At 64.8% G+C, this 20,611-nt stretch carries 19 protein-coding genes; 8 read left to right on the top strand and 11 right to left on the bottom strand.

Going from position 1 to position 20,611, the window contains the following annotated elements; genetic code table 11:
• Positions 1–208 precede the first annotated feature (208 nt).
• Both PWP93_RS29730 and PWP93_RS29735 read left to right on the top strand, forming a co-directional pair.
• Entirely contained in the window at positions 209–2,035 is a 1,827-nt protein-coding gene (locus PWP93_RS29730; RefSeq protein WP_421047223.1) for a S10 family serine carboxypeptidase-like protein, read from the top strand.
• 41 nt (positions 2,036–2,076) lie between these two features.
• A complete protein-coding gene (locus tag PWP93_RS29735; protein ID WP_421028480.1) occupies positions 2,077–2,517 on the top strand; it encodes a 2-oxoglutarate dehydrogenase in 441 nt (146 codons plus the stop codon).
• Between the two features lie 57 nt (positions 2,518–2,574).
• Here the strand turns inward: PWP93_RS29735 and PWP93_RS29740 are convergent, their stop codons facing one another.
• Both PWP93_RS29740 and PWP93_RS29745 read right to left on the bottom strand, forming a co-directional pair.
• Positions 2,575–3,462, bottom strand: a complete 888-nt coding sequence (locus tag PWP93_RS29740) for a LysR substrate-binding domain-containing protein (protein ID WP_421047224.1) — start codon at positions 3,460–3,462, stop codon at positions 2,575–2,577.
• A gap of 53 nt (positions 3,463–3,515) precedes the next feature.
• The gene (locus tag PWP93_RS29745) at positions 3,516–4,454 is read right to left on the bottom strand and encodes a LysR family transcriptional regulator (protein ID WP_421047225.1); all 939 of its coding nucleotides are present in this window, start codon (positions 4,452–4,454) and stop codon (positions 3,516–3,518) included.
• 164 nt (positions 4,455–4,618) lie between these two features.
• Between PWP93_RS29745 and PWP93_RS29750 the strand changes: the two genes are divergently transcribed.
• From PWP93_RS29750 to PWP93_RS29765, 4 genes are all read left to right on the top strand, one after another.
• Complete coding sequence (locus tag PWP93_RS29750) at positions 4,619–5,554, top strand: hydroxymethylglutaryl-CoA lyase (protein ID WP_421047226.1); 936 nt, start codon at positions 4,619–4,621, stop codon at positions 5,552–5,554.
• Between the two features lie 20 nt (positions 5,555–5,574).
• Positions 5,575–6,729 (top strand): CaiB/BaiF CoA transferase family protein, encoded by a 1,155-nt coding sequence (locus PWP93_RS29755; protein WP_421047227.1) that lies wholly within the window; start codon positions 5,575–5,577, stop codon positions 6,727–6,729.
• Positions 6,730–6,849: 120 nt separating this feature from the next.
• Complete coding sequence (locus PWP93_RS29760; protein ID WP_421047228.1) at positions 6,850–8,304, top strand: MFS transporter; 1,455 nt, start codon at positions 6,850–6,852, stop codon at positions 8,302–8,304.
• A gap of 222 nt (positions 8,305–8,526) precedes the next feature.
• The gene (locus PWP93_RS29765) at positions 8,527–8,742 is read left to right on the top strand and encodes a DUF3079 domain-containing protein (RefSeq protein ID WP_421028486.1); all 216 of its coding nucleotides are present in this window, start codon (positions 8,527–8,529) and stop codon (positions 8,740–8,742) included.
• A 59-nt stretch (positions 8,743–8,801) separates the two neighbouring features.
• Here PWP93_RS29765 and PWP93_RS29770 read toward each other — a convergent pair whose 3' ends face one another.
• The 3 genes from PWP93_RS29770 to PWP93_RS29780 all read right to left on the bottom strand — a co-directional run bounded on the left by PWP93_RS29770 (position 8,802) and on the right by PWP93_RS29780 (position 10,737).
• Positions 8,802–9,191, bottom strand: a complete 390-nt coding sequence (locus PWP93_RS29770) for an SRPBCC family protein (RefSeq protein ID WP_421047229.1) — start codon at positions 9,189–9,191, stop codon at positions 8,802–8,804.
• A gap of 114 nt (positions 9,192–9,305) precedes the next feature.
• Positions 9,306–10,367, bottom strand: coding sequence for a DMT family transporter (locus PWP93_RS29775; protein ID WP_421047230.1), 1,062 nt, complete (start codon positions 10,365–10,367; stop codon positions 9,306–9,308).
• Positions 10,368–10,380: 13 nt separating this feature from the next.
• Positions 10,381–10,737, bottom strand: coding sequence for a hypothetical protein (locus PWP93_RS29780; protein WP_421047231.1), 357 nt, complete (start codon positions 10,735–10,737; stop codon positions 10,381–10,383).
• Positions 10,738–10,798: 61 nt separating this feature from the next.
• On the opposite strand from PWP93_RS29780, the gene PWP93_RS29785 reads away from it, so the two are divergent.
• Positions 10,799–12,424, top strand: coding sequence for an ATP-binding cassette domain-containing protein (locus tag PWP93_RS29785; protein WP_421047232.1), 1,626 nt, complete (start codon positions 10,799–10,801; stop codon positions 12,422–12,424).
• A gap of 419 nt (positions 12,425–12,843) precedes the next feature.
• On the opposite strand, the gene PWP93_RS29790 is transcribed toward PWP93_RS29785, so the two are convergent.
• The 6 genes from PWP93_RS29790 to PWP93_RS29815 all read right to left on the bottom strand — a co-directional run bounded on the left by PWP93_RS29790 (position 12,844) and on the right by PWP93_RS29815 (position 19,616).
• Positions 12,844–13,209, bottom strand: a complete 366-nt coding sequence (locus tag PWP93_RS29790; RefSeq protein ID WP_421047233.1) for a BON domain-containing protein — start codon at positions 13,207–13,209, stop codon at positions 12,844–12,846.
• Positions 13,210–13,250: 41 nt separating this feature from the next.
• The gene (locus tag PWP93_RS29795) at positions 13,251–14,315 is read right to left on the bottom strand and encodes a porin (RefSeq protein ID WP_421047234.1); all 1,065 of its coding nucleotides are present in this window, start codon (positions 14,313–14,315) and stop codon (positions 13,251–13,253) included.
• 75 nt (positions 14,316–14,390) lie between these two features.
• Positions 14,391–15,695 carry an MFS transporter gene (locus PWP93_RS29800; RefSeq protein WP_421047235.1) on the bottom strand — a complete coding sequence of 435 codons (1,305 nt, stop codon included), beginning with the start codon at positions 15,693–15,695 and terminating at the stop codon, positions 14,391–14,393.
• A gap of 38 nt (positions 15,696–15,733) precedes the next feature.
• The gene (locus PWP93_RS29805) at positions 15,734–16,840 is read right to left on the bottom strand and encodes a CaiB/BaiF CoA transferase family protein (RefSeq protein WP_421047236.1); all 1,107 of its coding nucleotides are present in this window, start codon (positions 16,838–16,840) and stop codon (positions 15,734–15,736) included.
• A 22-nt stretch (positions 16,841–16,862) separates the two neighbouring features.
• A complete protein-coding gene (locus PWP93_RS29810; protein WP_421047237.1) occupies positions 16,863–18,044 on the bottom strand; it encodes an acyl-CoA dehydrogenase family protein in 1,182 nt (393 codons plus the stop codon).
• 18 nt (positions 18,045–18,062) lie between these two features.
• Complete coding sequence (locus tag PWP93_RS29815) at positions 18,063–19,616, bottom strand: AMP-binding protein (RefSeq protein WP_421047238.1); 1,554 nt, start codon at positions 19,614–19,616, stop codon at positions 18,063–18,065.
• A gap of 100 nt (positions 19,617–19,716) precedes the next feature.
• Between PWP93_RS29815 and PWP93_RS29820 the strand changes: the two genes are divergently transcribed.
• Complete coding sequence (locus tag PWP93_RS29820) at positions 19,717–20,607, top strand: LysR family transcriptional regulator (protein ID WP_421028780.1); 891 nt, start codon at positions 19,717–19,719, stop codon at positions 20,605–20,607.
• Positions 20,608–20,611 lie beyond the last annotated feature (4 nt).

The raw sequence follows: 20,611 nt of genomic DNA on the forward strand, positions 1-20,611 counted from the left end.
AATTTCCGGAGTTTTTAAGCATTATTTAGTTTGTAATCCGAAATAAATGCCATTCCGAACAGGCGGATTAACAGAGTCAGAATCAAGAAAGCTAATTGTCAGCCGCTGTGCGTCGACGATCCCGGCATGTGCGGTGCGTTTTCCTATGCGTCTCTGCGGCGAAAGGCGGCCTTTGTGTAGCGGTACTTCACCATTCACAGGCACAAAAATGAACCCAGAAAGTAGCTTCAACCATGGCCGCCGGCGCAGTTTGGGGCGGCTGGCCTCGCCCGGCGCGCTGATCGCCGGCGTGCTGATGCTCGCGGGATGCGGTGGCGGCGACAGCAGCACCGGCGTTTCCGGCGCGAGCGCGATGAACGCGGTGGCTGCGAATCAACAGACGCCAAACAGCAGCACGCAGGCGCAAAACGGCAATCAGCGCTATGTCGACCCGATTGCATACTCGCCCAATGCCGCCGATGCACTGCCGCTAAAGACAGTCGCGGAGAAAGCGGCCATCATGCATTATCAGTGGACGGCGGGTAAAACGACGATCAACTATACGACGACAACGGGGCATTTGACGGCCTCGAATCCAGACGGCACGCCTGAGGCGACGATGTCGTACGTCGCCTACACCGCACCGGCCGCGAATGGCGCGCCCCGGCCCGTCACGTTCATCTACAACGGCGGCCCCGGTTCGTCATCGATCTGGCTGCGCCTGGGTTCGTTCGCGCCCACTCGCGTCGCCACGCCCGATCCGCTGATGACGAACTGGCCGAATTTCCCGCTCGTGGACAATGCGGATAGCCTGATCGACACCACCGACATGGTCTTTATCGATCCCCCGGGAACGGGGCTTTCGGAAGCGATTCAGCCGTACAAGAACCAGGACTTCTGGGGCAGCGATGCAGACGTCAATGTGATGCGCGATTTCATCATGCGCTATCTCGCGGCGAACAATCGTAGCGGCTCGCCTATTTACCTCTATGGCGAATCGTACGGCACGCCACGCACGGACATGCTGGCACTCGCGCTCGAAACGGCTGGCGTGAAGCTCACCGGCATCGTGCTCCAGTCTTCGATCCTCAATTACTTCGCCGATGCGATCGAGGCCACCGCCATCACGGCTTCCACGGAGGGACTGGCGCTCGACACCGATACACTCGCGGGCTATTACCCCGGCTATGCCGAGGTGGCCGCGTACTTCAATCAGGTATCGCCGCCGCTGATCGATCAGGGGCTGTTTGCGTATCAGTCGGAAGTCTTCGCGACCGGGCAGTACAACCATTTCGGGCGGTACGCGCAATCGTGGGTGCTGAGCCAGCTTGGCATTCCCGATGCGCTCGGCACACCCGTGTTTCCGCCCGCGCGCACGCTCGACTCGTGGCGCTGGCCATCGGGCCTGACTTTGCAGGCGCTTCAGGGCTACTTCAATGCGAATCCCTTCAATGTCGAGTTGCTTCCGGGGACGACCATTGGGCGTTACGACGGACGCGTATCGTTGCCCAATTCGGACCCGCGCCTGCAGAACGATGGGGACCCCTCGGATATTCTGATCTCGCTGCCGTTCACGATGGCGCTCTCGACGCAGTTGCCGGGCTACCTCGGCTACCGGGCGCCGAACGCGACCTACATGCCGCTGAACGACAACATCATCAACGTCTGGGACTTCTCGCACGACGGCCAGCCGTTGCCGGACACACTGCCGGATTTGCTGGCGGCCATTCAGCTGAATCCGCAGTTGAAGGTGCTGGCCGAGAATGGGTATCACGATCTTGCCACGCCGTTCTTCAACACGGAGAAGCAGCTTGCGCGGTTGCAAACGGTGAAGGGGCTGGCTCCGGATCTGCAGGTCAACTTCTTCCAGGGCGGACACATGATCTATCTGGACGATGTGGCACGGACGAAGATGAAGGCCGATCTCGTGAACTACTACGCCGGGCAGCCGATTGCGCAGGCGCTTTCGCTCTGGACGCTGCCGGCGCCGTGGTCCGACGAGAGCCCGGCGGGCACGCCCACGACGGTCACTGCACAGGCCGCGGCCACGCGGTAACCGGCATTGACCTCATGTACACCTAATGAATGCGAGCGATCATGTCTGAATTCGATAAATTGCGGCGCCTCGCGCCGCTAGTCGTCCTCGCTGTCGTGGCGGGAAGCACGCAGGCGGCTGCCCAGGCCACTAGCGGGGCAACTACGCAGGCGACCACGAACGGAACCACCCAGGCCGTGGCGCCCGTCAAGCTCCCGCAGGGCGGACATGGCGTGGACGGTCCGTTTTTCCCCGCCAACCGCCCGATGCCCGTGACGCCATCCACCGGAACGCAGTTGCAGAACGAGGCGCAAAAGCGCATTGAAGCGAGGCTCGGCGCGAATTCGGTGCTGAGCAACGGCGCTTCGATCACGAAGGAGCAGGCGCAAAGCAATGGTCTCGGCTATATCGCGCAGCACTTCGATCAGATCGATGCGGCGCACACGGGCCGCGTTTCCATGAGCGACGTGCGCCAGTACTTGCAGCAGAAGAAGGGGCAGTAATGCCTCGCGCCTCGGCGAGGGGCCGCGTCGATCCGGCTCCCTCGTTTCGAGCGCGGATTAACCTGCGCCCGGGTGTTCCCGATCGTGCGCTATCCACTCGCTGAAGCGTTGCACCTTCTGTTGCCGGGCGACGCACTCGGGATAGACGAAGTAGTAGCGCCAGCCCGTCGCCACGGTCAGCTCGAAGGGCATCACGAGCCGGTTCGCGGCGAGATCCTCGCTTGCGAGCGTACGGTCGCCAATGGCCACGCCGAACCCTTGCATCGCGGCGCTGCTGGCGAGATCGAGCGACTCGAACGTGGGGCCCACGTGCGCATTCACGTGCCGCGCGCCCGCGTGCGCGAGCCATAGCTTCCAGTCGCGGTGGTCGCGCGTCGGGTGCAGCAGGGTTTGATGCACGAGGTCATCGGCATGCGCGAAGCGGTGCTTCTCCAGCAGTTCGGGCGCGCACACGGGCGTGAGGTATTCGTCGAAGAGTGCAACGGCGTGAACACCCGCGCCGGGCGCCTGCGCATAGACAATGGCGGCGTCGAACGGCTCGGCCTGGAAATCTGCTTCGTGTTGCCAGGTCGTCGTGATCTGCACCTGAAGATCGGGATGCTCGGCCTGGAAACGCATGATGCGCGGCAGCATCCAGCGCATCACGCAGGTGGGGACTTTCAACGCCAGTTCGGTGCGCTGGCGCGTGAGGCGCATCGAGGCTTCTTCGATGCGGGTAAAGCCGTCGCGCACGGCAGGCAGCAGCTGCTCGCCCTCGGGCGTGAGCACGAGCCCCTTGGGCGAACGGCGGAACAGCGGCAGCCGGTAGTATTCCTCGAGCGCGAGAATCTGCCGGCTCACCGCGCCTTGCGTGACGCACAGGTGTTCCGCCGCGCGCGTGAAGCTGCCGTAGCGGGCGACCGTTTCGAAGATTTGCAGCGCGTTCAGGGGCGGGAGATGCCTCATTGAAAGACTGTCGTGGGGTCGTTAATGCCGGAAGTGTAAACCACGCGCTGCATTCACGAATCGCGCGCTTTTCGTTCCGGCGCCTTCTGACCGGATCCCGCCCGCTTGACGAGATGCTCGACCATGCGCTGCGCGGCGGGCTGCAAGGCATCGAATTCGCGAAAGCAGACGATAAAGCGCCGGCGCGCCCAGGCGTCGGAGAGCGCGATCATGCGCACGTTCATGATGCGCGTGTACGTCTGGCCGACCTCTTGCGGCACGACGCTAATGCCCAGATTCGCCGCCACCACCCGGAACGCCGCGTCGAAATTCGACACCGTCGCGCGATAGTCGATGGTGCGCCCGCTGCGCGCCGCCGAGCGCTGCAGTAGCGTATGCACCGCCGTGGAGGGCGGCAGGCCCACGTGTTCGTAGTCGAGCGTATCGGCGAACGCGACGGACTTGCGGCGCGCGAGCGGATGGTCGGGATGCACCGCGAGCGCGAGCCGGTCTTCGCGCCACGGCCGCGACGCGAGGCCGGCTAGCTCGACGTTGTCCCAGCAGACGCCCACTGCGGCCATGCCGTCGCGCACGCGCTGCACCAGTTCGCTGGAAGTGCGCTCGTCCACGTTCACGCGAATGTTCTGGTGCGCCGGCATGCGCATGAACGAGGCGAGGTCGTCGAGCAGCGCCTCCGCTATCGCCGAGGCTGACGCGCACACGCTCACGCTGCCGCGCAAGCCGCTGCCGAACGCCGCGATGTCGCCGAGCGCGCGTTCTAGCGTGAAGATCACGCTGCGCGCGTGCTCGAGGAGCGCGACGCCCGCCGGCGTGGGCTGCACGCCGCGCCGCGAGCGCGTGAGAAGCGGCACCCCGAGGCTGGCTTCCAGTTGCGCGATACGCTTGCTGATCGCCGAGGGCTCGATGTGCTCGTCGCGTGCCGCGCGGCCCATGTTGCCGTGCTCGCACACGGCCACCAGCAATCGCAAGGTCTTGAGGTCGATGTCGTGCATGCGCTGCTCCGCCTCTCTCCACAGTGTTTCCAGATCGGAATGTCAACGGTTCCAAAATACCGCTTTATGTATCTCAAGGAATGACTAAAGTTAGCACAACGCCGGTTCCCCATATAGCTGGGGATGAACCGGAAAACGCCCCCGAATGCTGATGGAGACACTTCATGCCCTCATTCCCCGAGCGCGCCGTTATTCGTGAAGTCGGCTTGCGCGACGGCCTGCAAAGCATCCCGAGCGTGCTGCCCACGGAGCGCAAATGTGCATGGTTGCGTGCGGCGCACGCGGCCGGCTTGCGAGAGATCGAGGTGGGCTCGTTCGTGCCCGCGCGCTTGCTGCCGCAACTGGCCGATACGGCCGAACTCGTCGACTTCGCGCGGCGGCTGCCGGGACTGTCCGTCTCGGTGCTGGTGCCCAATCTCAAGGGCGCCGAACGCGCGATCGAAGCGGGCGCCGATCTCATGCTCGTGCCGCTCTCCGCGAGCGAGGCGCACAGCCTCGCGAACCTGCGCAGAACGCCCGCCGAAGTCGTGGCCGAAGTCGCGCGCATGCGCGCCGCGCGCGACGCGGCCGGCGCGAAGACGCTGATCGAAGGCGGCATCGGCACGGCGTTCGGCTGCACGTTGCAGGGGCAGGTGCAAGCGCAGAACGTGCTCTACTACGTGCAGGCGTTGCTCGATGCAGGCGCCGACCGCGTGAGCCTCGCCGATACGGTCGGTTACGCGAACCCTGCCGCCGTGCGCGATCTGTTCGGCGCCGCGCGCGCCATCGCGGGCGAGCGGCTCTGGTGTGCGCACTTTCACGACACGCGCGGCCTCGCGCTCGCCAACGTGGTGGCCGCGCTGGAAACCGGTGTCACGCGCTTCGACGCTTCGCTGGCGGGCATCGGCGGCTGCCCGCACGCACCGGGCGCGAGCGGCAATGCGGCGAGCGAGGATCTCGCGTTCATGCTGGGCGCGATGGGTATCCAGACCGGCATCGACATCGAGGCGCTGCTCGCATTGCGCGCACAAGTGGCGCAGTGGCTCGAACACGAGACGATGCACGGCGCACTTTGGCGAGCAGGCTTGCCGAAGATCTTTCGCGCGGCCTGCGTAGACTAATTCGTCATCCTGAGGTTATTGTGAACACAGCAAAGCGGCTTCCGCTCGATGGCGTGCGCGTCATCGAATTCACGCACATGGTCATGGGGCCCACGTGCGGCATGATCCTCGCCGATCTCGGCGCGGAGGTGATCAAGATCGAACCGCCAGGCGGCGACAAGACACGCAATCTGCCTGGGCTCGGTATCGGCTTTTTCCGGTCGTTCAACCGCAACAAGAAAAGCGTCGTGCTTGACATCAACACGGAGGAGGGCCGCGCCGCCGCCATCGAGTTGATCGGGCAGAGCGATGTGATGCTCGAGAACTTCCGGCCCGGCCTGATGCACAAGCTCGGGCTCGACTACGCCACGCTTTCGCAGCGCTTTGCGCGCCTCATCTACGTATCGCACAAGGGCTTTCTTCCGGGCCCCTATGAGAACCGCCTCGCGCTCGACGAAGTCGTGCAGATGATGGGCGGGCTGTCGTACATGACGGGGCCGGCGGGCAGGCCGCTGCGCGCGGGCACCTCGGTCAACGACATCATGGGCGGGATGTTCGGCGCGATTGGCGTGCTGGCGGCGCTGCGCGAGCGCGATGCCACCGGGCGCGGCCAGGAAGTGCAGAGCGCGCTCTTCGAAAACTGCGTGTTTCTGAGCGCCCAGCACATGCAGCAATATGCGATGACGCACGAAGCGCCGCCGCCCATGCCGTCGCGCGTCTCGGCGTGGAGCGTGTACGACGTGTTCACGCTTGCCGAAGGCGAGCAGCTGTTCATCGGCGCGGTGAGCGACAGGCAGTTCGTGACGCTGTGCGAGGTCATGGGCTGTCCGGATCTTGCCGATGAACCGCAATACGCCACCAATGCTTCGCGCGTGGCTGTGCGGCCCGAATTGCTCGCACGGCTCGGCGAAGTGCTCAAGAGCGTGCGCGCGAACGAATTGACGCCACGCCTCGAAGCGGCCGGCATTCCCTATGCGCCGATCGTGCGCCCCGACCAGCTGTTCGATGACCCGCATCTGCGGGAAAGCGGCGGACTCGCGCCGATGCAGACCGACGACGGCGAGAACACCGAGGTCGTGCTCCTTCCGCTCCTGATGGATGGCCGCCGCCCAGGCGTGCGCCAGCCGCTCGCGAAGGTGGGCGAGCACACGGAGGAAGTGCTCGCGCGGCTGGGCAGCATTGCAGCGAAGCCATAGCGCGCCGGCTCGCCGTGACATCTTGCGGGCCGCAGCGGCTCGCGCAAGCCTGCATAACGAAATTCCTGCGGCGGCAATCGCCCGAGCGATGCCGCACGCAAGGCAGACATGGAGACAGACATGCAACGCACCCTCACCACGGACGAGGCATCCAGCGTGGCTCTTGACGCGGCCGCTCACGGACTGGCTGCCGGAAACACGGCAGCACAGGCCTTGTCAGCGCGCCTCGACCGGCTGCCCGTCACGAGGCAGATATGGAAGCTCGTCCTGCTCATCTCGCTGGGCGGTTTCTTCGAGGTCTACGACCTCATTTTCACGGGCTACATCGCACCGGGTTTGGCGAAGAGCGGACTGCTGCACACCACCACGGCGAGCTTCTTTGGTTTCAATGGCATTGGCGCATTCGTCGCCGCGACCTTTGGCGGGTTATTCGTGGGCACGTTGTTTTTCGGCTGGCTGCCCGATAAATTCGGACGCCGAAGCGTATTCACATTCTCGCTGCTGTGGTATTCGCTCGGCTCGGTGGTGATGGCAATGCAGCATTCGTCCGAGGGGCTGATTCTGTGGCGCTTCATAACGGGAATTGGCGTGGGCATCGAGATTGTCACGATCGACAGTTACGTCACGGAGATGGTGCCTCAGCAGATGCGCGGGCGCGCCATGGCGTTCAACCAGGCGGTCATGTTCGCGGCTGCGCCGGCCTCGGCCTTGCTCTCGTGGTGGCTCGTGCCCAGCGCGCCATTCGGCATCGACGGCTGGCGCTGGGTCGTGCTGGCCGGCGCGCTGGGCGCCGTGCTGGTGTGGTTCGTGCGCCGCGCGGTGCCGGAAAGCCCGCGCTGGCTCGCCAGCCACGGGCGCACGGAGGAGGCCGAGCGGATCATCGCCAGGCTCGAGCGCGCTGCGCTGCGCGAGAGCGGACGCGACTTGCCGGCGAGCGCCGCCATGCCCGCGCTGCCCACGCATCGGCGCGCGTCGCTCGCCGAACTCTGGCGGCCGCCGTACCGTGCGCGGCTCGTCATGCTGATCGCGTTCAATCTGTGCCAGGCCGTCGGCTACTACGGGTTCGCTAACTGGGTGCCGACGCTCCTGATCGGGCAGGGCGTGACCGTCACGAAGAGCCTGCTCTATGCCTTCGTGATCGCCACCGCGTTGCCGTGCGGCCCGCTGCTCGCCATGCCGGTGGCCGACCGCATCGAGCGCAAATGGCTCATTGTCGGTTCGGCGCTGGCTGTGGTGGTTTTCGGGCTGGGCTTTGCGCAGGCGCGCAGCACCGCTGCGCTGATCGTGCTCGGCATCCTGGTCAGCCTCGCCGGGCAGATGATCTCGGTCTGCTACCACGCTTACCAGGCGGAGCTCTTTCCCACCTCGGTGCGCTGCCGCGCGAACGGCGTGGTGTATTCAGCGAGCCGCGTGGGCGCCATGATGTCGGGCTTCATTGTCGCCGCGCTGCTGCGCGACTTCGGCGTGCAAGGCGTGTTCGCGGGCATCACGATTTGCATGCTCGTGGTGATGGTTTCGATAGGCGCTTTCGGCCCGCGCACCAATGGCGTGTCGCTGGACGAGTTGTCGAATTGATGGCGATGCGTGCGCGGCGTGCACCATAAAGTGCAACTAACTGTCAATCCGCCGCGGCATCAGCAAATTGGGAAAACGAAACGGGACTTTATTTGCGCGCGATGATTCAGGTGTCTTGCAGGGCGGGCGCATAGGGAGGCAATGCGGCAATGCGTCTCTGGATCGTTCGGACGCGTGTCCTAGAATTAATTTCGTTGCCAATTTGCCGTCTTACGCACCACCATGGCCAAGAAAATCCCGCTGCATCCGAAGCATCCTGAACGCATCTGCTGGGGCTGCGACCGTTATTGCCCCGCCAGTTCGCTCAGTTGCGGAAACGGTTCGTCGCGCACCCAGCACCCCATCGAATTGCTTGGCGACGACTGGCTCGATTACGGCGACTGGGGCTTCGAGGCCTCCGAAGAAGACGTCTCGGCTACCGCGAGCGCCCAGCACTGACGCAAGACATAACGGAACGCGAGCGCTATGGCGCTCGCGTTTTTATTTGGGCGCGGCGTTTATCGCGCCAAATTCCGTGCGGCTGCGGCGCAGCCCGCGTCCATCAGCGGCTCGACCACGGCGCGCCGGTCGTCGGGCAGGAAATCGCTGATCCACACGAGGCGGCAGCGTCTGCCTGATTCGGCCACGATTTGCATCGATGCAGCGTGCTGCTCGAAGTTCGGCCCGCGCACGGCATAGGCCACGCGCATGTGCGCGTCATCCACGGCCACGATTCGTTCCTCGATCACGCTGCCGTTAGCAAACGTCACGGTGCGCAGGTCGCCTTCCACCCGCACGTCGGTTAGCACGCCCGCAAACACCCGCGCGAGGTTGCGCGAATCGCGCAGCGTTTCCCATGCACGGGCCGCATCGGTTTCGAGGGGAACTTCACGGTAGAGAGAAACCATCGCATTGTCTCCTTCGTCCATGCCTCAGGCGTTGATCGTCAGGCGATTGTGCTCATCCGCTCGTTCACGCGCTTGGGGAAAATTGCTGTGCCGTTCCGGGCGTCGTCAGTGCCGTCAATGCGAATGCCGATGATGCACATCCGGGTAATGCGCATGCGTGTGCGCGAGCGGCACATGGCGATGCGCATGCGTGTGCGGCTCGGTGCCGTCCCAGTCGAAGTCGTGCTCGTGCTGATGGTGCGCGTCGTTGCGGTGCCGGTGCGTATGGTCGAGCGCCTCATGCGTGTGCGTGTGCTCGTGGCGCTCGCGCACGTGCAGCCAGACGCCCAGGGCCATGAGCGCGAGGGCGGCCCAGAACGTTAGCGCTGGACGCTGCGGCCAGAGCAGCAGCGAAAGCGCGACGCCGAACAGCGGCGCCACTGAAAAATACGCACCTGTGCGCGCCGTGCCCAGATTGCGCAGGGCGATCACGAACAGCACGAGGCTTACGCCGTAGCCCGCGAAGCCCACGGCCAGCGTGCCGGCGAGGCTCGCGGCGTCGGGCCAGTGCGCGCCCAGCCAGAACGCGACGGCCAGATTCACGGGGCCGGCCGCCAGGCCCTTGAGGCAGGCGATGGTCATGGCGTCGTTGGCGGAGACCTTGCGCGTGAGGTTATTGTCGATGGCCCAGCACAGGCAGGCTCCGGCCACGAATAGCGCACCCGGCGCGAGCCCCGCGTGCGGCCCGTTCCACGAGAGCAGCACGCCGCCCGCGACGATGGCCACCATGCCCAGCGCGATCTGCGCGTCGAAGTTCTCGCGAAAGCAAACCCACGCGATGAGCGCCGTGAGCACGCCTTCGAGATTGAGCAGCAGCGAACTGGTGGCGGCGGGTGTCGAGACCAGCCCGAGCATCAGCAGCGCCGGGCCGGCCACGCCGCCCGCGAGGATGGCGCCCGCGAGCCAGGGCGCTTCGGCCAGACGCAGCGGGGCGTGTGCGGGCGGCTCGTCCGCGCGCCGGGCGAGCCGCCGCACGAGCATGACGAACGCGAGCCCGGCGCCGCTGCCCAGATAGAAAAGTCCCGCGACCATGAAGGGCGGCAGCGTGCCGAGCAGCGCTTTGGCGAGCGGCGTGGCTACGCCGAACAGCGCGGCGGCCAGCAGTGCCATGGCAATGGCGTGCAGATGCGATTTCATGATGGTTCAGCGTTTAGTACGAGCGTTGCTTGATGCCCTGGCGGCGTGCGTCGCCGGTCACGATCCGGGGGGATGGAGCGTTACGATCGAGCCGTCGGCGCGTGAGCGCGACGCCGTCATGGAGAAAGAGGCGCATTCGATTATCGCCGATGCATGTGACGGGGAGCCCGCGCAATCGTGTTTTATCGGCGTTGGCGTTCCGCGCGTGTGCATCGCGTATGGAATTCGTAGGGAACTCGAAGCGAATCTGCAATGTCAGACGTTCCAGTTTTGCCCATCCGGAGGATTTCGTCCCATGCGTCATTGATGCCGCCGTCGCCCCCGACGGCCCTTGTTTGCGCCCCCTTCGCAGGTTGCTTGTCGGCTTCATGCCGATCGTTTGCTGATCTCGAGCGAGGGGAATGTCTGGCATCCACGGCACGCATCGGCCCATGACGAATTCCTCTTTGACGCTGGAAGGCGTTTCCTTTGTTCTGCCCGACGGCAGGCCCCTTTTTTCCGGTCTCAACGCATCGTTCGATGCACGCCATACCGGCCACACGGGGGGCGTCGGCCGCAATGGCGCCGGCAAGAGCGTGCTCGCGCGCATGATGGCGGGCCGGCTCGCGCCAACGACTGGGCGCTGCGCGCGCACGGGCGAGGTCTTCTATCTGGCGCAGCACGTCCAGATCGGCGATGCTCGCGCGAATGTCGCCACCCTCGCGGGCGTGCAGAATGCGCTCGACGCGCTAACGCGCATCGAGGCCGGTGATGGAACGCCTGAAGATTTCGGCTTGCTTGGCGAGCGCTGGGAATTGCGCCAGCGCTTGCAGGCCGAGTTCGAACGCTGCGGTCTCGGACATCTGGATCCGCAGGCGCCGGCGCATGCGCTGAGCGGCGGCGAGGCGATGCGCGTATCGCTTGCGGGTGCTGCGCTTTCACAGGCCGACTGGCTGATTCTCGACGAGCCGGGCAACCACCTCGACCGGCCGAACCGCGAAGCATTGATACGCCAGTTGCAGCGCTGGCCGAAGGGGCTCGTGGTCGTGAGCCACGACCGGCGGCTGCTCGACACCATGGCGCGCATCGTCGAGTTGTCCGCCACGGGCTTGCGCAGCTACGGCGGAGGCTACGCGCTTTACGCCGAGCGGCGTGCGCAGGAGGAGGCGGGCGCGCTCGCGCTGCTCGAAAGTCGCAAGCTCGAACGCCGCCGCGCTGCGCTTGCCCTGCGCGAACAGCGCGAGCGCGCCGAGCGGCGCGAAGCGCAGGGGCGGCGTCATGGGCGCGAGGCCAATCAGGCGAAGATTCTGCTCGACCGCCAGAAGGCGCGCAGCGAGAGCACGGCTGGAAAGTTGCGCGCGCAACATGCTGCTGCGCGCGAGCAACTCGACATGAACGTGCGCGAAGCGGCAATGGCGGTCGCGGACGACGCGCGCATCGTCATGCGCTCAACGCCGGTAACCGGGATGGCGCGGCGCTGGATCGTGGAACTCGACGACGTCGTGCTGCCGCACGCGCCCTCCGTGACGCGAGCAATCCGCCTGGCATTGCATGGGCAACAGCGCGTGGGCGTGACGGGGGCGAACGGCAGTGGTAAATCGACGTTGCTCAGGGTGCTGGCGGGGCAACTCGCACCGCTTGCGGGGCGCTGCTCGGTGCGCGTAGCGAGTGCGTGGCTCGACCAGCGGCTCGCGAACCTGGCGCAGCAACGCACGGTCATCGAGCAGATGCGCGAGGCCAACCGCACGGCGAGTGAAGATGCGTTGCGCACCCGGCTCGCGCAACTAGGGCTGAGTGCGAGCAAACTCGCCGTGCCCTGCGGGGTGTTGAGCGGCGGCGAGCGGCTCAAGGCGGCGCTCGCCTGCGCGATTCACGCCGATCCCCCCGCGCAGCTTCTGCTGCTGGACGAACCGGGCAACCATCTAGATTTGTCTTCGCTCCACGCGCTGGAGGCGATGCTGTGCGATTATCGCGGCGCGCTGATGGCCGTGTCACACGACGAGGTTCTGCTGGAGCGCCTCGAGTTGACCGACCGGCTGGAAGCGACGCCGGAAGGCTGGACGGTGACGCCGCTTTGAATGCTGCCATTCGCCGCTCCTGCTTTGATTGCCTGAACTGAACGCCGCGCTTCGCACTCGCAGGCGGCGCGGCCGTTTCCAGCAGCGCGTCGGCCGCGAGGAACGCGTCTGAGCGGCCGGCGATCATTGCATCTACAGACCTCCGACTCGCCAGCAGCTTTCGGCCAGTCGCGCTGGCCGCAGTCGCGAAACGAAATCTGGGAGGCGTTGCGCGGGCGTGTCGATCAGCTCCATCTGGTTGCCGATGCGCGCGTCCAGCGACAGGCAACTGGCGATTCGCGAAGGCCACCTGGCGGCGCGATCGATCGTCTGAGGGGCGCGGTGTGTGGCTTCGCCGCCGACGCCGGGCACTTGGGTCGCTTCCGTGCGTTGGGAATGGCGTTGAATCAGCGTTCCTGGCATGCGCGTTGGTCTGCTGGCTACAGCGGGGCCCCTGACACGCGGATCTGATTGTCGACGTCTTTGACGCCAGCGACCTGCTTCGCAGCCTCGACAGCGAGGGGAATTTGTGTCGCGTCCACCACCGAGCCGGACAGCGTGACGAGACCATCGTGCGCCTTCACGAGAATGCGGCCCGAAATGAGCCCGCGCGTATGAGCCAGTGCGCGGGCGACCTGACGCGCAAGCTTTCTGTCGGCCGTCTTCGTCGAGGGCGAGGGTTGCGCCGTGCTGGCGGGCGGTGCATCGTTCACGCCAGGATTGGGCGTCTGCGCGAACACATTGGCTGCAAGCACGGCGAACATCGCCATAGTGAGGGTTCTCAGGAGTCGAAAAGAAGTGTTCATGTCGTATCGAGCCATTAAAGCGGGAATGGGCGTTCGGTTGCCTAGAAGCGGGTCATGAGGCCGAGCGATACACCAGTCGTCGAGCGCGTGCCGGACGCCAGGCCCATCGCGGCGAGATTGGTCGGATCGAAGCGATACGCGCCCGAGAGGCCGTTGTAATCGGCTTCCGCATAGACCTCGGTACTTTTCGAAAGGAAATATTCGGCAATCGCATAAGTCGTGAACTTGTGGCCACTCGCCGATTGCGCATTGTGGAGATGGCTGGCGATGTCCTGATAGACCGCGGCGGTGAGCTGGAACGCCGAGGCGGTCGGCGTCCAGACAATACCGCCGCCGGGAATGTGGTCGCGCCGATTCGGTGCAGCGGCATTCGCCGCGCTGACCTCGAGGTCGGAGTAGCTCAGATAGAGACGCACCGGACCAGCCTGCAGCGAACCACCGCTCCCGAACGTCTGCGCCCATTGGGTCCCTGTGGCGTTCCAGGTCTTCTGATAGGAGAGGCCGCCGAACGCCACGCCCCACTGATACATGGCGGCGCCGGAAAAGTTGGTGCCGGCCCGATTTTCTCCCGCGACACCCCCTGGCGAATAGCTCGCGCCGAATCGGAAGCCCCCAGCCTGCACGAGGTATTTGATCGTGTTGTTGAATCTCGAGTCGAGCGTGAAGTAATTGGCAGCCCATACTACCCCGGGCTCGATCGCAAGCGTCTGGCCCCGGCCGAGGTTCGGGTCGACCAGTATCGAGAAGTTCTCGCTGGCGTTGAGTTGGCGACCGAATGTCAGGCGCCCGAAGCGACCTGTCAAACCCACGAATGCAGCCTGAGAAAACACCGCGCCGTCCTTCTTGAGGGCACCAGTGCCACTGTTAAAAGCGTTCTCCAGCTTGAAGATCGCCTGGACACCGCCGCCGAGATCTTCCTTTCCAGTGATGCCAAACGCATTGACGGCGATGACGTTGTTGTTGAAGCCGACAGTCGAGCCTCCCTTGAGTCCGTTGGCCCAACGCACGCCCCCACCGATAGCACCGTACAAGGTCACGCTCGACTGGGCATGCGATGCGACGGGAAGCACGCTGCCGAGCAGGGCGGCCAGCAGAATTTTTTTCATAAATCTCCATGATTTTTTATTTGCATTGCTTATTAAAATAAAACTGCCGATTTCCAGGCCATTCTTTGCAGGCGGCTAGTCGGGGGCGGCGATCGTGTGGCTCACCTTCGTGGCTGTCACGCCGCATGCGATCCGGGTAGCGGAGCGCTGCGGATCGAGCCAGCATGCGCAAAGCGCACCGCAGGCGAGCAGCACAATGCCGGAAGCGAGGCTTGCCGATTCGAAGCCGTGCGCGGTTGCTCCCCCGGCCTGATCGATGAGCATGCCGGTTACGACGGGCGCCGCGAGACCCGCAAGCGACGAGAACCCATTGCTCAGAGCAAGAATGCCGCCGCGCTGCGTGTCGGGCGTTACTTCGCCGAGTATCGCGGGGCCGATCGAGTACATCGCGAGCGTCATGCCGCCGCCGAGTGTCAGCAGCACACACTTCACCACCGGCGGCGGGTCGAACAGTTTCAGCGCCGCGAGCAATGTGCCGGCGAGCATGAGCGCTACCGCGACGAACGCTCCTCGCCCGATCCGGGACGGTACGCCCCGCTCGAGCATGCGCTGCGAGAGCGTGGCAAGTCCGAGACTCATCGGTGCGGTGACCGCGACGAACAACGCGAATATGCGTCCGGCGGCATGGGCGTCGTAGCCCATGCCGAGTTGCAGCCATCTTGGCGTCCAGGTGAGCGTCATCGCGAGAATCCAGTTCGCCGCAAAATGGCCCGCAAACGTGCCCAATATGGTTCGGTCGGTAAGCAGGATTGCGTAGGGAACGCGTGCCTCGCTCGTGACGCGCGCGCGGGTCGTCAAACGACCTTCGGCACCGAACAGGAGCCAGGCGATGCACCAGAAGATGCCGAGCGCGGCCAGCGCGAGGAAGTTCGCGCGCCAGCCCCAGTGCGTGCTGATGACGGGAATACAGAGGCCGGCAATGAGCAGGCCAAGTGAGCTTCCCTGAAAAAGAACCGCAACCGGCAGATTGCGCTTTTTGTCGGGAAACCACTTATATAGTGAGTGCACGGAAACGGGTGAAGCCGGCCCTTCACTCGCGCCGAGCAACACGCGGCAGACGAGTACGCCCCAAAGGGAGCCGGCGAACAGCATCGGCAACTGCAGGATTGCCCACGCGGCACCCATCAGGAGCAGTAGCGGTTTTGTGGAGGTCCGGTTTGCCACGATGCCGCCAATTACGGCTGAAATGGAGAACAGCCAGTTCAGGCTGCCGCCGATCACGCCGAACTCCGTCGACGAAAGATGCAGATCCCGCATCATGGGTACCGAAACGAGTCCCAGCACCACCTTGTCGAGAAAATTCACCAACATCATCAACGAAAGCAGGAACGTTACGATCCATGCCCGCACTGGATTGAATGAAGGGGTTTCGCTTATCACCGTATCTGTCTCCGTCATTGTTTTTTCTGGCCGACGCCTTAACGTTCGTGCTCGCCGGGCATCGGAACGTGGTCGTCGCCGTCGGGCAACCCGAGCGAGAACTGCACCGGAAAACGGCATGCGATCGTCTGGTCCGCCGATATCGCGCGGACCATGCCGCGAGCCTGCACATGCGGATCGTCGAACAACTCGCGTGCATCGAGAACCGGCGAGACCGGCAAGTCGAATTCCTGCAGCGCGGCCATCCATTGCGCGAGCGAACGGGTTGCAAAGATCTGCGCGAGCAGCGTGTTGACCTCCTGCTTGTGCTGCTGACGCCCCGCACGCGTGGCGAAGCGCTCGTCCTTCAAGGCGGGGAAATCCGCGCCAATCGCGTCGCGCAGATTCAGCCAGAACTTGTTCTCCAGAATGCCGAGCGCAAGGTGCCGTCCATCTCGCGTTTCAAAGAGGTCGTTCTCCGGCATTACGCCCGGGGAGTCCAGAGGATGATCGACATACTCGCGGGCAGCCCATGCGGCGGGCGCTGTCCATGCCATCACGCAATCGTGGATCGACACGTCGAGGTACTGGCCACGTCCCGTCGCGCGTGCGCTGAGAATGGCAGCGAGTAGCGCAACCGCGGCGTGGCTCGACGCGGCGTAATCGGCGACCCGCACGCGTGGACGCGCCACCCGGTCGCGCACCTGGACCGCAACGGACCAGAATCCTCCGAGCGCCAGATAGTTGAGATCGTGGCCGGGCGCGTGCGCATAGGGGCCGGTCTGCCCAAAGCCCGAGATCGAACACATCACGAGACGCGGATTCACAGCGGCGAGCGTCGCATAGTCGAGGCCGCGCCGCGCCATGACGCCTGGCCGGAAACCCTCGACGAACGCATCCGCGTCGCGGATCAGCTCGATAAAGGCATCCTTGCCCGCCGGCGTCTTGAGGTCGAGCGCCACCGATCGCTTGCCGCGATTGAGTTGTGCGAAAAGTGCGGGGCTGAGCTGGCGTGTGGGGTCGCCGGCGCCGGGGGGCTCGACCTTCACGACGTCGGCGCCGAGTTGCTGCAGCATGGACGTCGCGTGTGGCCCCGGCAGCAGCTGGCTCGCGTCGACGATCTTCACGCCACTGAGGCAGGACCAGCCCGTTTGCGGGTGAGACATAATTATGGCTTCCGTTCGTGATTCAGGCGGCCGGCTGGGCGGCCTCGAGGATGACGCGCGCAATCGTGTTGCGCTGGATTTCGCTGGTGCCCGTGAAGACGCGGAACATGCGCAGCTTGCGGAAGGTCTGCTCGATGGGGTGGTGGCGCGTCACGCCGACGTTGCCGTGAATCTGCACCGCCTTGTCGGCCACCTCGAAGCAGCGCTCGGAGACGAACAGCTTGCAGGCGGCGCCCTTCATGCGCAGATCGTCGCCGGCGTCGGCAAGCATCGCGGTCTGCGCGATCATGCTCTCGCAGGCCCAGAGCGCAGCCGCCATGTCGGCGAGCATGTGCTGGATCGCCTGGAAGCGCGCAATCGGACCGCCGAACTGGCGGCGCGCGCGGGCATAGTCGAGCGACGCCTCGTAGGCGGACGTCGCAAGGCCGAGCATGGTTGGGCAATGCAGCAGACGGTTCACGTTGATGCGGGACATGCCGAGCCGGAAGCCGTTGCCTTCGCCGCCGAACATGTTCGCGCGCGGCACGCGCACGTTGTCGAAGCGAATATCCGCATCGATATGCTGTCCTGACATGGGTACGTAGCGCTGCTCGACCGTCACGCCGGGCAAGTCGAGGTCGACGAGGACGGCCGTGATCGCGGGCGGACTCGTGTTTGCATCGGTCACGCACATGACGATTGCGAAATCGGCGAACGGGGCGCCGCTGATGTAATGCTTCGTGCCGTTGATCACCAGCGCGTCGCCATCCGCGACGGCGGTGGTCTCGATGCTTTGCGCGTCCGAGCCCGAATGCGGTTCGGTCAGCGCGAAGCAGGTCGACTTCTCGCCGCGTATCACCGGCTTGAAATAGCGCTCGACCTGCTCGGGCGTCGCGTACTTCAGCATGTTGCCGACTCGCGGCGGGCCGCCCAAATCGCCCAGCACGTGCGGCGCGAGCGCTGCGCCGGATGCGGCAAGGTCGGCCTTGAGCGCGCATTGTTCGAGGATCGAAAATCCTTTGCCGCCGAGCGCGGCCGGCAGGCACGACGCGTAATAGCCGAGTTCGGCCGAGCGCCGCCAAACGCGCTGCAGCGTTGGCTTCGGCCACGCGTCTTCGCTGCCGAGGCCGAGCTCGCGCTCCATCGGCAACAGCTCTTCAGCCACGAAGCGCCGGATACCATCGCGTGTTTCAACGAACGCGGGTTGATTCAGGTAATCGAACATGAAGGCTCTCCGGTGGATTCAGTTGACGCGCCGCACGGCGCCTTGCCAGTACTGTTCGCGCACGAGCTTGCGTGCAACCTTGCCGCTCGCGTTCTTGGGCAGGTCGGCAACGAAGGTCACCGAGCGCGGCAGCTTGTAGTCGGCGAGCAGCGCGCGGCAATGCGCGACGAGCGTCTGCACCGCAGCTTCGCGTCCCGGCTTGAGGACGACGACGGCCTTCACCGCTTCGCCCCATTTGTCGTCGGGGACGCCGACCACGCAGGCTTCCAGCACGTCCGGATGCCGATAGATCGCCGCCTCGACCTCGTTCGGATAAACGTTGAAGCCGCCGGAAATGATCATGTCCTTCTTGCGATCGACCAGATAGATGAACCCCTCTTCATCGACGCGCGCGAGATCGCCGGTTCGCAGCCAGCCGTCGACCAGCACCTCGGCTGTGGCCTCGGGAGCGCCCCAGTAGCCGTGGAATACGTCGTTGCCGCGAATCACGATTTCGCCGATCGTATCGCCGCTCACCTCGCGCCCTGCATCGTCCACCACGCACACCTCGGTCTCGCCGAGCGGCCGCCCGCACGACGCAAGCCGCGCGGGACGATGCGCAAGCGCGTGCGCGTGATCGGCGATGGACAGGCGCGTGACACCCGAAGTCGATTCGCTGGCTCCGTAGCCCTGCGAAAGAATCGGTCCGATGCGTGCCCAGGCCTCCTCGATGCGCGCAGGCGCCATGGGCGCCGCGCCGTAGCTGAGCATCTTCAGGCTGTTCAGGTCGGCTGTGTCGAGCGCGGATTCGCCGAGCACCATGTTGATCATCGCGGGCACCATGAACGCATGCGTGATGTGCAGGCGCGCGATATCGTCGATAAAGCGCGCTGGCTCGAACGCATCGAACAGCACGAGCGTCGCGCCGCAAAAAAGATATGGCTGCATCAGCATGCCCGAAGCATGCGTGACCGGACCGATCAGCGCGAGGCGGTCGCCGGGGCGTGCCGGAGGATCCATGCCCAGCACGATCTTGCGCAGCGACGCGAGGCGATTGCCATAAGTCTGCATGGCGGCCTTGATGCGCCCGGTCGAGCCCGACGAAAAGTGCAGCACGGCGAGATCTGCGGCCTGCGGATGGTATTGCGGCGCGCTCGTGCCGGCGCGCTCGATCAGCGCTTCGTAGCTCGCGTATCCGGGCACCTCGATGCCGATCGCCACAAACGTCTCGATCGAAGCGAATCCGGCCGACTCCCGCGTATGGGTGGTGTATCCCGGACCCGCGATCAAGACCCGCGGCGCGCAGTTTTCGACGACATCGGCTGCCTCGTGCGACGTGAAGCGCGGATTCAGCGCGGCCTTCACGAGGCCGGTCTTGTAGAGCGCGCACTCGATTTCGACCAGTTCCGTGCAATTGCGCGCCTGCACGGCGACGCGATCGCCTCTCGTCAGGCCCAAAGCCAGCAACGCGTTGCCGAGGCGCGTCGAGCGTTCGTCGAGCTGGCGAAAGCTCAGTTGCCGATCGTGATGAATGACCGCCGTGCGGTCGCCCCAATATCGCGCGGCGCGCCGCAAAAAGTAGGCAAAGCTCAATCCGGGTCTCCTGGTTCAACTGTCTGGCCGTAGTCTGTAAGATGTGAGGCATTACCTCAAGACACCACTTGGCATATAGCCATAACCATGAGGAATGGCATTGGAAACGCGCGATCTCGAGTATTTGCTGGCCGTGCAGGATCACGGCAGCATCGGCAAGGCGGCTGAGGCGGTCGGTGTGAGTCAGCCAGCGTTGACAAAGGCACTGCGGCGAGTCGAGTCCCAGGCAGGGCTGGCGCTCTTCGAGCGCACGCCGAACGGCGTCACGCCGACGCCCGCCGGTGAGCTGTTTCTTGTGCGCGCACGGCGTATCGCGCTCGAATACGACGATGCGTTAAAGGAAATGGAAGCGCTGCAGGGCGGCGAGCATGGTCTGCTGCGGATCGGCTACTCGCCGACTGTGCCGGGCGCGCTCGTGCCTGGCGCCTGCCAGAAGCTGATGAAAGAACGGCCGGCCGCGAAACTGCGGCTGCGTTTGCGGCTGGCGCGCGACCTCGGCGAACTGCTGCGGGCGGGCGAACTGGACCTGATCGTCGCGCCGCAACTCAGTCGCGAAGATGAGACGTGCGTATTCGTCGAGCTCTTTCACGACAGCCTCGTGGTGCTCGCGGACGAGGCTCACCCGCTTCATCGAAAGCGTCATCTCACGCTCGCCGATCTGGCCGGTGAGGAATGGCTGTTGCCCGCGCCCCATATGCCGATTCGGCAGCAGGTCGACGACGTTTTCCGGCGGCACGGTCTCGCAGGACCGAAATTGCGCGTCGAGACCGATTTCGGCAGTACGTCGTTGCTGCATTTGCTGCTCGGTACGAAGATGCTCTGCGTGGCAGGAGCCGAATCGATGAACGCCCTGCGCGGCTTGCGCGCCTTGCGGCTGGACCCGGATCAACTCGACCTGCGTCGGGAGGTGGGCATTACGTACCGGGCAGGCTCTTATTTGCCGCCGCTCGCACAGCGCCTGATCTCGGTGTTGAAGGAGCATTTGGCGTGACCGC

Source organism: Paraburkholderia sp. A1RI-2L (genome assembly GCF_048957375.1).
Lineage (GTDB): Bacteria > Pseudomonadota > Gammaproteobacteria > Burkholderiales > Burkholderiaceae > Paraburkholderia.